At 73.0% G+C, this 12,422-nt stretch carries 14 protein-coding genes and 1 pseudogene; 12 read left to right on the top strand and 3 right to left on the bottom strand.

From position 1 onward, the window contains the following. Positions 1-268: 268 nt before the first annotated feature. Together BU198_RS26695 and BU198_RS26690 are read left to right on the top strand one after the other, a co-directional pair. Complete coding sequence (locus BU198_RS26695; RefSeq protein WP_188299430.1) at positions 269-571, top strand: hypothetical protein; 303 nt, start codon at positions 269-271, stop codon at positions 569-571. Between the two features lie 259 nt (positions 572-830). Continuing rightward, a complete protein-coding gene (locus BU198_RS26690; protein WP_188299429.1) occupies positions 831-1,835 on the top strand; it encodes a hypothetical protein in 1,005 nt (334 codons plus the stop codon). 112 nt (positions 1,836-1,947) lie between these two features. On the opposite strand, the gene BU198_RS26685 is transcribed toward BU198_RS26690, so the two are convergent. Further along, positions 1,948-2,538, bottom strand: coding sequence for an isochorismatase family protein (locus BU198_RS26685; protein ID WP_188299428.1), 591 nt, complete (start codon positions 2,536-2,538; stop codon positions 1,948-1,950). 210 nt (positions 2,539-2,748) lie between these two features. Further along, a complete protein-coding gene (locus BU198_RS26680; RefSeq protein ID WP_188299427.1) occupies positions 2,749-4,083 on the bottom strand; it encodes a nicotinate phosphoribosyltransferase in 1,335 nt (444 codons plus the stop codon). A gap of 140 nt (positions 4,084-4,223) precedes the next feature. Here BU198_RS26680 and clpS point away from each other — a divergent pair, with 140 nt between their 5' ends. The 7 genes from clpS to BU198_RS26650 all read left to right on the top strand — a co-directional run bounded on the left by clpS (position 4,224) and on the right by BU198_RS26650 (position 9,081). Continuing rightward, entirely contained in the window at positions 4,224-4,517 is a 294-nt protein-coding gene (gene clpS / locus BU198_RS26675; protein WP_188299426.1) for an ATP-dependent Clp protease adapter ClpS, read from the top strand. Positions 4,518-4,643: 126 nt separating this feature from the next. Continuing rightward, a complete protein-coding gene (locus tag BU198_RS26670) occupies positions 4,644-5,216 on the top strand; it encodes a DUF2017 domain-containing protein (protein WP_188299425.1) in 573 nt (190 codons plus the stop codon). A gap of 197 nt (positions 5,217-5,413) precedes the next feature. After that, positions 5,414-6,868: an amino acid permease gene (locus BU198_RS26665; RefSeq protein ID WP_188299424.1), complete on the top strand. Its 1,455-nt coding sequence runs from the start codon at positions 5,414-5,416 to the stop codon at positions 6,866-6,868. Between the two features lie 76 nt (positions 6,869-6,944). Next, positions 6,945-7,376, top strand: a complete 432-nt coding sequence (locus BU198_RS26660; protein WP_188299423.1) for a Mov34/MPN/PAD-1 family protein — start codon at positions 6,945-6,947, stop codon at positions 7,374-7,376. Positions 7,377-7,515: 139 nt separating this feature from the next. After that, positions 7,516-7,635, top strand: a complete 120-nt coding sequence (locus tag BU198_RS43950) for a putative leader peptide (RefSeq protein ID WP_310593142.1) — start codon at positions 7,516-7,518, stop codon at positions 7,633-7,635. A gap of 122 nt (positions 7,636-7,757) precedes the next feature. Beyond that, entirely contained in the window at positions 7,758-8,036 is a 279-nt protein-coding gene (locus BU198_RS26655) for a MoaD/ThiS family protein (RefSeq protein WP_188299422.1), read from the top strand. 76 nt (positions 8,037-8,112) lie between these two features. Beyond that, on the top strand, positions 8,113-9,081 hold the full coding sequence (locus BU198_RS26650; RefSeq protein ID WP_188299421.1) for a PLP-dependent cysteine synthase family protein: 969 nt from the start codon (positions 8,113-8,115) through the stop codon (positions 9,079-9,081). 22 nt (positions 9,082-9,103) lie between these two features. On the opposite strand, the gene BU198_RS26645 is transcribed toward BU198_RS26650, so the two are convergent. After that, positions 9,104-9,544 (bottom strand): type II toxin-antitoxin system PemK/MazF family toxin, encoded by a 441-nt coding sequence (locus BU198_RS26645; protein WP_188299431.1) that lies wholly within the window; start codon positions 9,542-9,544, stop codon positions 9,104-9,106. 207 nt (positions 9,545-9,751) lie between these two features. On the opposite strand from BU198_RS26645, the gene BU198_RS26640 reads away from it, so the two are divergent. The 3 genes and pseudogenes from BU198_RS26640 to BU198_RS42605 form a co-directional block, all read left to right on the top strand. Next, a complete protein-coding gene (locus tag BU198_RS26640) occupies positions 9,752-9,943 on the top strand; it encodes a MarR family transcriptional regulator (RefSeq protein ID WP_188299420.1) in 192 nt (63 codons plus the stop codon). Between the two features lie 234 nt (positions 9,944-10,177). After that, entirely contained in the window at positions 10,178-10,924 is a 747-nt protein-coding gene (locus BU198_RS26635) for an MBL fold metallo-hydrolase (protein ID WP_188299419.1), read from the top strand. 1,345 nt (positions 10,925-12,269) lie between these two features. Continuing rightward, a pseudogene (locus BU198_RS42605) lies at positions 12,270-12,422 on the top strand (DNA-binding response regulator); the annotation flags it as partial.

Here is a 12,422-nt window from a genome sequence, read left to right as displayed (position 1 = left end):
CGCGGCCGCAGCCGCCGCGGCTGCTCCGGCGGCGGCCTCCTCGCGCTCGCACCGGTGCGCCGGTACCCGCGGCGTGCGCTCCGGGCCCGTGCGCTCCGGACGAGTGCCCTCCGGGCCCATGCGCTCCGGACGAGTGCGCTCCGGACCCGTGTGCTCCGGGCCCGAGCGAACCCGCGGTGCGCCCGCCGCCCACGAGCGGTCCGGACCCGTGCCCCCCGGCGGTCGGTCCGTCCGTGCGCCGCCGGCGGCCGAGCGCGGCCCTGGCGGCGTGTTCCTCGGCGGCCTGTCTAGCAGCCAGGTAGGCCTGTACGGCCGCCATGCCGTAGACGGGCTGGATGAGTTGGTGGCCCTTGAAGAAGGGCCTGGCCGGGGCGAACCCGGCGGCGACCACGAGGTCGCGGATCTCTGCTATCTCGGCCTCACTGCGGGCGGTGAAGCGGACTTCCCAGCCCTTCTTGTACGTATGGCCCTTCTCGCCGCTCCGGCGGGCGGGGTCTGGGCGGCGGACGTATCCGGGCAGACGGCCGAGGCGGAGCTGGGCCGCGCGGAGGCCGGCGGTCTCGTCACGTGACATGACGTAAGCCTAGGCAATTCCCGGGGTGGGATTGACGCCCTGGGGGTCCCTCGCCGTATGCCCTTGGTCACTCTGGGTCAGGCGACCAGGTTGGCGATCATTTTCGATCACATATGACAACATTATGAGCGTCAATTACTCCAAATGAGTGAGGGTATGAGGACTTTAGTGCCGGCTGATCCCGGTTTCGCGACGGTTGGGTAACAGTGCGTCAGGCACCCGGTCGCGGGTCCGGACGGTTGGGGATGGTGTCGGCATGAGCTACCGGATTCCGTCGCCGCCGCCGTCCCTGGAGGAGCTGGCGAAGCGTCAACAGAACGTCGTCACCGCGAACCAGCTGCGCGCCCGGGGCGTGCCGGCCCGGGTGATCACCGAGCACTGTCGTCGGGGCGGCCCCTGGCAGCGGATGCTGCCCAGGGTCTACCTGCTGCAGTCCGCCGAGCCCACCCCGGAGCAGCGGATGTGGGCCGCCCTGCTGTACGCCGCGCAGAACGGGCGCGAGGAGGGCCGCCGGGAGGTCGCGGTGATCACCGGTACGGCCGCGCTGGCGCTGTACGGCTTCACCGCCGCGCCCCGGCTGCCCGCAGTGGCCGGGGTGGACGTCCTGGTGCCCCGTCAGCGTCGGCTGAAGGACGTCGGCGAGGTCCGGATCAGGCGCACCGAAAGGGAGTTGGTGGCGCGGTCGGTGCACGGCCTGGCCTGCGCTCCGGTGGCCAGGGCGGTCGCCGACGCGCTGGTCGAGTGGACGGCCGGGCCCGGCGGCCCGGCCCCGGTGCGCGAGGTGCTGCAGGAGGCCGTGGCCTCGCCCGAGAACCGCTGCACGGTACGGGAGTTGGTGGCCGAGCTGGCCGACTCCGGGCTCACCTGTGAACCCAGGGTGCGGGCCGCTCTGGACGAACTCATCGCCGCCGAGCGGGACTTGCTGCTGGAGCGGATCGGCCGGCTGGTCGACGAGTGGCTGCTGCCCGCCCCGTTGAACGCCCCCGAGCTGCGGATGCGCGGCGGCACGTACATCGCCGTCCCCGACCTCTACTGGCCGGACCGCGGCGTCGCGGTGGAGGTGGACCCGGAGCTGCGCAGCGTGAGCGAGGGCGAGGCCGCCTGGGTGCGCGGCGGCCAGCACCGGATGGAGTACCTGGGCGTCCGCGTGGTGTACGTCTCCGGGGCCCGGCTGGCCGCCGACCCGGACGCGGTCGGCGGCGAACTGCGCGAGGCGTACCGGGTCGGCGGGACGGACGTGGTGGAGCTGCTGGTGGTCTGAGCGGGCGGCCCGCCGGCCGGCCGTGGAAGCGGCCCGGAGCCACGGCCCGGAGTCACGGCCCGGAGTCACAGCCCCGGGAGCCGCAGCCCCCACGTCGCAGCGCCGGAAGGCGCTACGGGCGGACCACAGGCTCGCCGACCAGCTCGACCCCGGCCGCCCGCAGCTCCGCCAGCGCCGCGGCGGTGGTCTCCGGGTTCACCCCGGCGGTGAGGTCCAGCAGCACCCGGGTGCTGAAGCCCTCCCTGGCGGCGTCCAGCGCGGTGGCCCGGACGCAGTGGTCGGTGGCGATGCCGACCACGTCGACCTCGTCGACCTGCCGCTCGCGCAGCCACTCCACCAGCCCGCGGCGGTTCTCGTCCAGCCCCTCGAAGCCGCTGTACGCCGCCGAGCGGGCGCCCTTGTCGAAGACCGCCTCGACCGCGCCGGAGATGACGGCGGGCGCGAAGTTGGGGTGGAAGCCCACGCCCTCGGTGCCGGCCACGCAGTGCGGCGGCCAGCTGTCGACGTAGTCGGGCTCGGCGGAGAAGTGGTCGCCGGGGTCGATGTGGTGGTCGCGGGTGGCGAGGATGTGCCGGTAGCCGGGGGCGGACTCGGCGATCAGGTCGGTGATGGCGGCGGCCACCTCCGCGCCTCCGGCGACGGCCAGACTGCCGCCCTCGCAGAAGTCGTTCTGCACGTCGACGACGATCAGTGCCCGGTGCATGGCTGGCATCCTCGGATCTCGGGGGCCCGCGGGAGGCGGCGCCCCGGTGGGGGAGCCCTCGGGAGTACGCGGCCCGGCCGTGTGGGGCGCGGGGGTCCTCGGGGAGCTCCGGGGAAAACTCGGGGGAACTCTAAGGCTGACTCTAGGGAGTGGCGCGCGGGGGCGGAAGCCCCGGGGCCGGTCCGGTGGCCCGGCCCCGGGCGGCTCCGGTCAGCGGGTGGGTTCGGTGGGCAGGACCAGTTCGGTCGGCAGCACCGGATCGCCCTTGGACAGCTGGGTGGCGGACAGCGGCAGCGCGGCGCGGGCGCGCACGTGCCGGTCGCGGGCGGCGCTGAGCGGTTCCCGGCCGACCGTCTCGCCGCCGAGCACCAGCGGCACCTGGAGCAGGTGCGGCCGCAGGTCGTCCGGGACGGGCCCGGTGCCGACCACCTCGGCCTCGGCCACCCCGTCGGCGTCGGGCCGGCGGGCCGCCCACTTGCGGCCGCCGATGCTGGTCTTGCCGCCGGCCGCGCGCTTGGCCACCGGCACCATCGGCCCGCCGTCGGTCCCGGCCCTGGCGACGAGCTTGTAGACCATCGCGCAGGTCGGGTGTCCGCTGCCGGTGACGAGGCTGGTGCCGACGCCGTAGCCGTCCACCGGGGCGGCGGCCAGGGCGGCGATCGCGTACTCGTCGAGGTCGGAGGTGACGATGATCCTGGTCCGGTCGGCGCCCAGGTCGTCCAACTGGCGGCGGACCCGGTGGGCCAACAGGGTGAGGTCGCCGGAGTCGATCCGGACGGCGCCCAGCTCGGGCCCGGCCACCTCGACGGCGGTGCGCACGGCCTCGCGCAGGTCGAAGGTGTCGACCAGCAGCGTGGTGCCCTTGCCCATGGAGGCGATCTGCGCCCTGAAGGCGTCCCGCTCGCTGTCGTGGACCAGGGTGAAGGCGTGCGCGGCGGTGCCGGTGGTCGGGATGCCGTGGGTGAAGCCGGCCTCCAGGTCGGAGGTGGCGGCGAAGCCGGCCACGTAGGCCGCCCGGGCGGCGGCGACGGCGGCCTGCTCGTGGGCCCGGCGGGCGCCCATCTCGATCGCCGGACGGCCGCCCGCGGCGGCGGTCATCCGGGAGGCGGCGGCCGCGATGGCCGAGTCGTGGTTGAGGATCGAGAGGATCACCGTCTCCAGGATCACCGCCTCGGCGAAGCTGCCCTCGACGGTGAGCAGCGGCGAACCGGGGAAGTAGACCTCGCCCTCGGGGTAGCCGTGGATGTCGCCGCGGAAGCGGTAGTCGGCCAGGAAGCGCAGGGTGTCCTCGTCGACCACGCGCTGGTCGGCCAGCCAGTCCAGCTGGGGGGTGGAGAAGTGGAAGTTCTCGACGGCGTCCAGCACCCGGCCGGTGCCGGCCAGGACGCCGTAGCGGCGGCCGCTGGGCAGGCGGCGGGTGAACACCTCGAAGACGGAGCGGCGGTGCGCGGCTCCGCTGCGCAGGGCGGCCTGCAGCATGGTGAGCTCGTAGCGGTCGGTGAGCAGCGCGGTCGAGCCGGCCGCGCGCACTGAAGTGGCGTCCATGAGGATGATGCTACTACCACTTAGCGTCAGAGTGACGATTTCTCTCCGGGATGCCGGGGCCGGAATCGCCCGGGTGTCCCCCGGATGGCAGCATGGGGCGTGAGGGGTATCGGACGACTGTGCAGCGAGGAGGACCCGGCGTGAGCGTCGCGCCCGTGGAGATCGAGCGCCCGGAGGTCGAAGGACTGGCGGTGACCGAGCCGGACACGCCGTGGGTGACCATCGTGCACAACGATGCGGTCAACCTGATGAGCTATGTCCAGTACGTCTTCCAGGCCTACTTCGGCTACCCGAAGGACAAGGCGAGGAAGCTGATGATGGACGTTCACACCAAGGGGCGGGCGGTGGTCTCCAGCGGTTCCCGCGAGGAGATGGAGCGTGACGTGCAGGCGATGCACGGCTACGGCCTCTGGGCGACGCTGCAGCACGACTGACGCCGGCCCGACCGGCACCGGCGGGCCGGGCGCCGACCCGACCGGCACCGCCGACCCGGTCGGCGCCGGACTGCCGGACCGCCGGCCGTACGACCGAAGACGACGAAGACGGGCTGACCGATACAGATGGCTGGGTTGTTCGAGAGCACCGGCGGTGGCGGCGCGGCGATCGCGCTGGACGAGTGGGAGGCCTCCATCCTGCGCTCGCTGGAAGTGCAGTTGCTGGAGCTGATCGGCCCGGGCCCGGGCGGGGAGGACGGGGACCCGCTGGCGGCGCTGTTCGCCGAGGGCCCGACCGAGGCACCCACCGATCCGGCGCTGGCCAGGCTCTTCCCGGACGCCTACGGGGACCCGGAGAAGCCGGCGGACGACGAGACCAGGGCCGCCGCGGGCGAGTTCCGCCGCTTCACCGAGCTGGACCTGCGGGCCCGCAAGCGGGACGACGCGCTGTTCGTCGTCCGGGCGCTGGACGGCCTCGGCGACGGCGGGGTGCTCAAGCTCGCCGCCCCCGACTGCCTGCGCTGGCTGGGTGCGCTGAACGACCTGCGGCTGGCCGTCGGGGCCCGGCTGGAGATCACCGAGGAGGACGAGGACGGCCTCTACGAGCTGCCGGACGGCGACGAGCGCAAGCCGCTGGTGATGGCGTACCTGTGGCTGGGAGCCCTGCAGGAGTCGCTGTTGGAGGCCATCGCGGACTGACCGCGCACCGATCCTGCCCGGTTCCGGGCAAGCCCCGGTCGTTTCGTCCAGAATGCGGACGAATGGCCGGGGCATTTCTTATGAAAATCAGGCAAAACGGGACGGGTCATGCTCAAATAACGCTCAGATGGACACCGCTGTCCGAACTCCGCGTGGTACGACTTCTCCACCCCCGAGACCGACCAGGACGGTGCGCGATGGCCGAGAAGTTGTACGACGGAGTGGCCGACGGCACAGCGGGCGAGGAGGGCTACGAGCGCGGGCTCGGCAGCCGTCAGATCCAGATGATCGCGATCGGCGGCGCGATCGGCACCGGCCTGTTCCTCGGCGCGGGCACCGCGATCTCCCGCTCGGGTCCGAGCCTGATCCTCTCCTACGCCGTCGCCGGCCTGGTGATCTTCGTGATCATGCGGGCACTCGGCGAACTCCTCACCTACCGCCCGGTCTCCGGCAGCTTCGCCGAGTACGCCCGGGAGTTCCTCGGCCCCTTCGCCGGCTACGTGACCGGCTGGACGTACTGGCTGTTCTGGGTCGTCACCGGCATGGCCGAGACCACCGCCGCCGCTGTCTACGTGCGGTTCTGGGCGCCCGGCATACCCCAGTGGATCAGCGCGCTGACCTTCCTGGTCCTGCTCTACGGGGCCAACCTGATCTCGGTGAAGCTGTTCGGCGAGATCGAGTTCTGGTTCTCCATGGTCAAGGTCACCGCCATCATCGGCATGATCCTGATCGGAATCGGGGTGCTGACCCTCGGTTTCAGCAAGGCCGGTGACACCGCGTCGGTGAGTCACCTGTGGCAGCACGGCGGCTTCTTCCCCGAGGGCATCGGCTCCACCGTGATGACCCTCCAGATCGTCATGTTCGCCTACCTGGGCGTCGAACTCGTCGGCGTCACCGCGGGCGAGAGCGAGAACCCCGAGAAGACCCTGCCGCGCGCCATCAACACCCTGCCCTGGCGGATCGCGCTGTTCTACATCGGCGCCCTGGTGGTGATCCTCTCGCTCGTCCCGTGGACCGAATTCCGGCCCGGCGTCAGCCCGTTCGTCGCAGCCTTCGGCAAGATCGGCATCCCGGCGGCGGCCGGCATCATCAACTTCGTGGTGCTCACCGCGGCGCTCTCCTCCTGCAACTCGGGGATGTACTCCACCGGCCGCATGCTGCGCGACCTCGCGCTGAGCGGGCAGGCACCGGGACGGCTCACCAGGCTCAACGCCCGCCGCACCCCGGCCTTCGCGATCACCGTCTCCAGCCTGCTGATGGGTGCCGGCGTGGTGCTCAACTACCTCGTCCCGGCACGGGCGTTCGAGTACATCACCTCGGTCGCCACGGTCTGCGGCCTGTGGACCTGGGCGATGATCCTGATCTCCCAGATCCGCTACCGCAGGGCCTGGCAGGCCGGCCGCCTGCCGGCGCCCAGCTTCAAGGCGCCCGGCGGCGCCTGGGTCAGCGGGGCGGCACTCGCCTTCCTCGCCGTGGTCGTGGTGCTGATCGGCCTGGACCGGGACAACCGGATCTCGCTGTTCGTCTTCCCCGCCTGGGCCCTGCTGCTGGTGGTCGGCTACCGGGTGCTCAAGCGCCGCGACCCGCAGGCCCTCCACGGCGCCGGCCCGGCCCGGCTGCCCGCCGCCGACGGGAACGCGGACGCCCGCTGACCGTGCCTCGGACGGTGGCCGACCGCGCCTCGGACACCCCGGCGGACACGCGCCGGGGCGTGGCTATCCTGACCGCATGCTGACCATCACCCGAGAACTCCGCGACCGGATCGTGGCCCATGCCCGCGCCGACCACCCGGACGAGGCCTGCGGCGTGGTCGCGGGACCGGCCGGCAGCGGACGGCCCGAGCGGTTCATCCCGATGCTCAACGCCGCGCGCTCGCCCACCTTCTACGAGTTCGACTCGGGCGACCTTCTCAAGCTCTACCGCGAGATGGACGACCGGGACGAGGAGCCGGTGATCGTCTACCACTCGCACACCGCCACCGAGGCCTACCCCTCGCGCACCGACGTGAGCTACGCCTCCGAGCCGTTCGCCCACTACGTCCTGGTCTCCACCGCAGAGGGCACCGGCGAGGAGGACCCCTACGAGTTCCGCTCGTTCCGCATCGTGGACGGCGAGATCACAGAGGAAGACGTGCAGGTCGTCGAGGCCTACCAGGCCTGACCGGCGGCCCCGCGGACACGGCCCGCCGCCCCCTCCCAAGGGGGCGGCGGGCCGCCGTCGTCTCAGTACGGGAAACGAGAACATCCGGATCCCGAGACGGGCATGTCGGAGCGGGGCCGGGAATCTATACGATGAGCCCATGCGTTCCGTCGATGTGAGCACTCAGGCCCCGGGCACCCGCCTCGTGGCGCGCCTGCACATCGACCTGTGCCGGCACGCCGGTGCGATCTGTCCCGGCACGCCCGCGCGCTCGCGCTGAGAGCCGCTGCACCCACTCACCCGGGCCCGCCGCCCTCCCGCGACGCCGGGCCCCGGGCGTCCGCCCGCCCCGCCGCGCTCGCTGCGGCCCACCCACTCCACGACTCGCCCAGGAGCGCACTCATGGCCATCGAGGTCCGCATCCCGACCATCCTCCGCACCTACACCGACGGCGCCAAGGCCGTCGAGGGCAACGGCAGCAACCTCGGGGAACTCTTCACCGACCTCGACGTCCGCCACCCGGGCATCGCCGCCCGCCTGGTCGAGGGCGGCGAGCTGCGCCGCTTCGTCAACGTCTACCTGAACGACGAGGACGTCCGCTTCCTGGAGGGCATCTCCACCGCCCTCGCCGACGGTGACAGCGTCACCATCCTGCCCGCCGTCGCCGGCGGCGCCCGCTGAGCTCCCGGCTCCTCCCGCCGGCCCGGCGGGGGGAGCCGTCCCTCGTCACCCTCACCGCCTTGGCCGGAGGCCTCCCTTGCGCTACGACAGTCCGCTCGAAGCCGTCGGCAACACCCCGCTGGTCCGCCTGCCGACGCTGTCCGCCGCCGTCCCCGGCAACGCCGAGGGCCTGGTGACCCTCTGGGCCAAGCTGGAGGACCGCAACCCCACCGGTTCGATCAAGGACCGCCCGGCGCTGCACATGATCGAGCGCGCCGAGGCCGACGGCCGGCTCACCCCCGGCTGCACCATCCTGGAGCCCACCAGCGGCAACACCGGCATCTCGCTGGCCATGGCCGCCAAGCTCAAGGGTTACCGGATGGTCTGCGTGATGCCCGAGAACACCAGCGAGGAACGGCGCGAGCTGCTCCGCATGTGGGGCGCCGAGATCATCCCCTCGCCGGCCGCCGGCGGCTCCAACACCGCCGTCCGGATCGCCAAGGAGACCGCCGCCGAGCACCCCGACTGGGTCATGCTCTACCAGTACGGCAACCCCGACAACGCGGGTGCCCACTACACCGGCACCGGCCCCGAGATCCTCGCCGACCTGCCGACCGTCACCCACTTCGTGGCCGGCCTCGGCACCACCGGCACCCTGATGGGCGTCGGCCGCTTCCTGCGCGAGAAGGTCCCCGGCGTGAGGATCGTCGCCGCCGAGCCGCGCTACGACGACCTGGTCTACGGGCTGCGCAACCTGGACGAGGGCTTCGTCCCCGAGCTGTACGACGCCGAGGTGCTGACCACCCGCTTCTCGGTCGGCTCCGCGGACGCCGTCCGCCGCACCCGCGAACTCCTCCAGCAGGAGGGCATCTTCGCAGGCGTGTCGACCGGCGCCATCCTGCACGCGGCGATCGGCGTCGGCCGCAAGGCCGCGGCCGCGGGGGAGCGCGCGGACATCGTCTTCGTGGTCGCCGACGGCGGCTGGAAGTACCTGTCCACCGGCATCTACACCGCCGAGTCCACCGAGGCCGCGGTCGAGGCCCTGCAGGGCCAGCTCTGGGCGTAGGGCGCTACCGGGCCTGTCGGGTCTAGCGGGCCTGCCGGGCCCGGGCCCAGGACCGCTGGTCCAGGGTGCCGGCCCGGCGGCGGAAGGACGACAGCGGCACCTCGCGCAGCTCGTCGGTCTCCAGCCAGCTGGTCCTGCCCTGCCGGTCGCCCACCGTGCCGGGCGGCAGCGGCAGCACGCCGGGGCGCTCGGTGTGGTGCTTGCTGGTGATCTTGGCGACGGTGGCGGTCCGGCCGTGCACCCGCAGCACCAGGCACGGGCGGTCCTTGGAGCCGGGGCCGTCCTCGAACGGCACGTCGGCCCACCAGATCTCCTGAGGCGCCGGGGCCGTCCCCGCGCGCGGCCGCGGGCGGGGCGGCCCGGCCGGGCGCGGGGACGGGCGGGTGCGCCGCACCAGCACCGCCACGGCGGCGGCCAGCAGCGCGACGCCCAGCAGTGACAGGACGAGCCAGGTAGCGGTCATGCCGTTCATGCGGCGACCGTACCGGCCCGGGGGCGAACGCCACCACCGTGGCCGCCGCGACGGTCGGGCAGGTGTCCGGGTGTTTGTCCGCGCATTGCTCCCGGTTCGTCACGGTCGTGCCACGGCGGCCGTTCCTGGCCCGGCGCCCCGCCCGACTCGGCAAGGCTGCGTCACGAACGTCCGCCCCCGTCCCCCCGGAGGTGCCCCGTGGCCCGTGGCCCCGAGCTGTGGTCCTACGCCGAGATCGCCCGTCACATCAACGTCCGGCCCGAGACCGTCCGCAGCTACCGCCGGCACGCGCTGCTGCCCGATCCGGACCTGACCGACGGCAGCGGACACCCGCGCTGGTACCCCTTCACCATCCGCACCTGGGCCCGCAACCGGCCACGGAGCCGCTGAGACCCGGCCCCGTCGACCGCCCCCGTCCCCGCCCCGGGCGTTCTGGTGATTCCGCCCACAGCCCGGCACGGGGACGGGGGCAAAGTGCCGCTCCGCCCTTACCCTCGACACACCAATGCGGTGCCACCGGCCGGTCCACCGGCCCGGCCCGCCGTTTTCCACGCCGTTCTCCACGGAAGACGGCGACGCCGTTTTCCAGCAGCAGCCAGGACGTGTCGGGGCGGAGGGGCTCGGATGAAACTGACCGTGGTGGGGTGCTCGGGGAGCTTCCCGGCCGCCGACTCGCCCTGCTCCAGCTACCTGGTCGAGGCCGAGGGCTACCGCGTCGTCCTCGACCTCGGCAACGGAGCCCTCGGCGCCCTCCAGAAGTACACCGGCCTCTACGACGTCGACGCCGTCCTGCTCAGCCACCTCCACGCCGACCACTGCGTCGACCTGTGCGCCTACTGGGTGGCCCGCAACTACCGCGCCGAGGGCTGCCCGGGGCTGCTGCCCGTGTACGGCCCGGCCGGCACCGCCGAACGCCTCGCCCGCGCCTACGACATGCCGGAGAACCCCGGGATGAAGGAGGTGTTCGAGTTCCGCACCCTCACCCCCGGCAGCTTCGAGCTCGGCCCGTTCCGGATCGACGTCGCCCGGGTCAACCACCCCGTCGACGCCTTCGCCTTCCGGCTGGAGCACGACGGCCGCTCGCTGGTCTACAGCGGGGACACCGGGGAGAGCACCGAACTCGTCGGACTCGCCCGCGACACCGACCTCTTCCTCTGCGAGGCCGCGTACATCGACGGACGCGACACCTACCAGGCCGTCCACCTCAACGGCCGCGAGGCGGGTGAGCACGCCGTCGCGGCCGGCGCCCGCCGGCTCGTCCTCACCCACATCCCCCCGTGGACCGACGCCGAGCACAACCGCAGGGACGCTGCGGCCGCCTACCCGGGGCCGGTCGAGATCGCCCGGGCCGGCGCCGTGTACGAGATCTGAGCAGGCCGACGGTGTCCACGGGATTCCCGGAAGAATTCGCGGGACGACCCGCAACCCCGCCGCCCCCCGCACGTCCTGGTAGACGAGAGGCGGGAGACACCGCCGGAACGGCCGGCCCGTCGGGCGCGGCCGCGATCACACCGGTCATCAGGTTCGCTTCGTGCTGCCCGGACCCGGCCGTGCCGGTCCGGGGCGGAAATCCAGGGGGAATTCCCATGCGCAAGAACAGCCGTGCCCCGCACCGGGCCCGTCGGCTCGCCCCGGCGGTCGCGCTCACCGCCGCGTTGGTCGCGGGCGGCGCCGTGACGGCCGCCCCGGCCTTCGCCACCGCCGGGCCGTTCAGCCTCACCGTGCACGCCCCGGCCGTGATCGGCGCCGCGGGCGGACCGGTCGAGTTCACCGAGCACATCGGCAACCCGGGAGACCAGGGCAGCGCCGTCGTACTGGAGTTCTCGATCGAGACCGGCCTCGGGACGCCGCCGCACGCGCTGAGTCTCGCGTACCACGACGACTCGCTCGGCGCCTGGCGCACGGTCGACCTGGAGGAGCGCACCGAGGCGGACCGGACGGTCTACTCGGGCGCCACCGACAAGCTCTATGCCCTGGCAGGCGGCACGGACATCAAGGTGCGCCTCGGCGTCCCCATGGGCCTGCCCCACGACGGGGCCTCCAACGGCGGCGTCGGCCCGGACCTCACCTTCCGCACCGGCGTCAAGGGCTGGTGGCTGGACTCCCCGATCGAGCCGCCGCTGAACGACACCCACGTGATCAAGGTCGACGCGATCAGCAACAGCGTGTCCGGGGTCCCGGCCACCGCCGTCGCCGGCGGGGCACCGATCGAGTTCGACGCGGTGCTCGACAACCCCACCCCGTCCGCCTACACCAACCTCGGGAACGTGCTGTTCACCGACCGGCACGCCAGGGTCGAGGTCCGCGGCGACGACGGCGCCTGGACCGTCCTGGCACCGGTCACCGGCGCGGCCGAGCCCCCGGCGGGCTTCTACCTGGACGGCCGCAACTCCTCGGCGGCGCCGAACAGTTCGACGACCAGGCGGGTCCGGGTCGGCTACCCGGCAGACACCCCGCTCGGCACCACCGAGCTGAACCCCTGCGTCTTCGTCAACGAGGGCGACCTGCCCTTCCGGGGCACCACCATGTGCTCGCGCGGCGCCAAGGTCCAGGTCGTCGCCCCGGCCCCGAAGCCCACCAGCCGGCCTGCCACGACCACCGCCCAGGGGATCGCCGCCCGGGAGGCCGACGAGAACCGGGCCGCACCGTCCGGTTCTCACGGCTCTCACGGCTCTCATGGCTCGAACGGCTCGGGCAGTTCGAAGCCGGCCGGTGGCGCGCCCGCCGCCCGCCCGGCGGCGCGCTGGTGCTCTCCCAGCACATCGAACGCGGGTACGCGGCCCGGCTGCTGGACGCGGGAGCGGAGCGGGTCGGCTACCTGCTGAAGGACCGGGTGGCCGAGGTCGAGGAGTTCCTGGACGCCCTGGTG

Origin of the sequence: Streptomyces sp. CBMA156, from assembly GCF_014596515.1 — a bacterium.
Lineage (GTDB): Bacteria > Actinomycetota > Actinomycetes > Streptomycetales > Streptomycetaceae > Kitasatospora.
Note: the sequence above shows the minus strand (reverse complement) of the source record. Positions and strands in the feature narration are given on the sequence as shown.

What these genes read in the sequence shown, in the direction of transcription:
- BU198_RS26690 (WP_188299429.1), top strand. Translation starts at nt 831, where the DNA reads ATGAGCTACCGGATTCCGTCGCCGCCGCCGTCCCTGGAGGAGCTGGCG.
- BU198_RS26685 (WP_188299428.1), bottom strand. Translation starts at nt 2,538, where the DNA reads ATGCACCGGGCACTGATCGTCGTCGACGTGCAGAACGACTTCTGCGAG.
- BU198_RS26680 (WP_188299427.1), bottom strand. Translation starts at nt 4,083, where the DNA reads ATGGACGCCACTTCAGTGCGCGCGGCCGGCTCGACCGCGCTGCTCACC.
- BU198_RS26670 (WP_188299425.1), top strand. Translation starts at nt 4,644, where the DNA reads ATGGCTGGGTTGTTCGAGAGCACCGGCGGTGGCGGCGCGGCGATCGCG.
- BU198_RS26665 (WP_188299424.1), top strand. Translation starts at nt 5,414, where the DNA reads ATGGCCGAGAAGTTGTACGACGGAGTGGCCGACGGCACAGCGGGCGAG.
- BU198_RS26660 (WP_188299423.1), top strand. Translation starts at nt 6,945, where the DNA reads ATGCTGACCATCACCCGAGAACTCCGCGACCGGATCGTGGCCCATGCC.
- BU198_RS43950 (WP_310593142.1), top strand. Translation starts at nt 7,516, where the DNA reads ATGCGTTCCGTCGATGTGAGCACTCAGGCCCCGGGCACCCGCCTCGTG.
- BU198_RS26655 (WP_188299422.1), top strand. Translation starts at nt 7,758, where the DNA reads ATGGCCATCGAGGTCCGCATCCCGACCATCCTCCGCACCTACACCGAC.
- BU198_RS26645 (WP_188299431.1), bottom strand. Translation starts at nt 9,544, where the DNA reads ATGACCGCTACCTGGCTCGTCCTGTCACTGCTGGGCGTCGCGCTGCTG.
- BU198_RS26635 (WP_188299419.1), top strand. Translation starts at nt 10,178, where the DNA reads ATGAAACTGACCGTGGTGGGGTGCTCGGGGAGCTTCCCGGCCGCCGAC.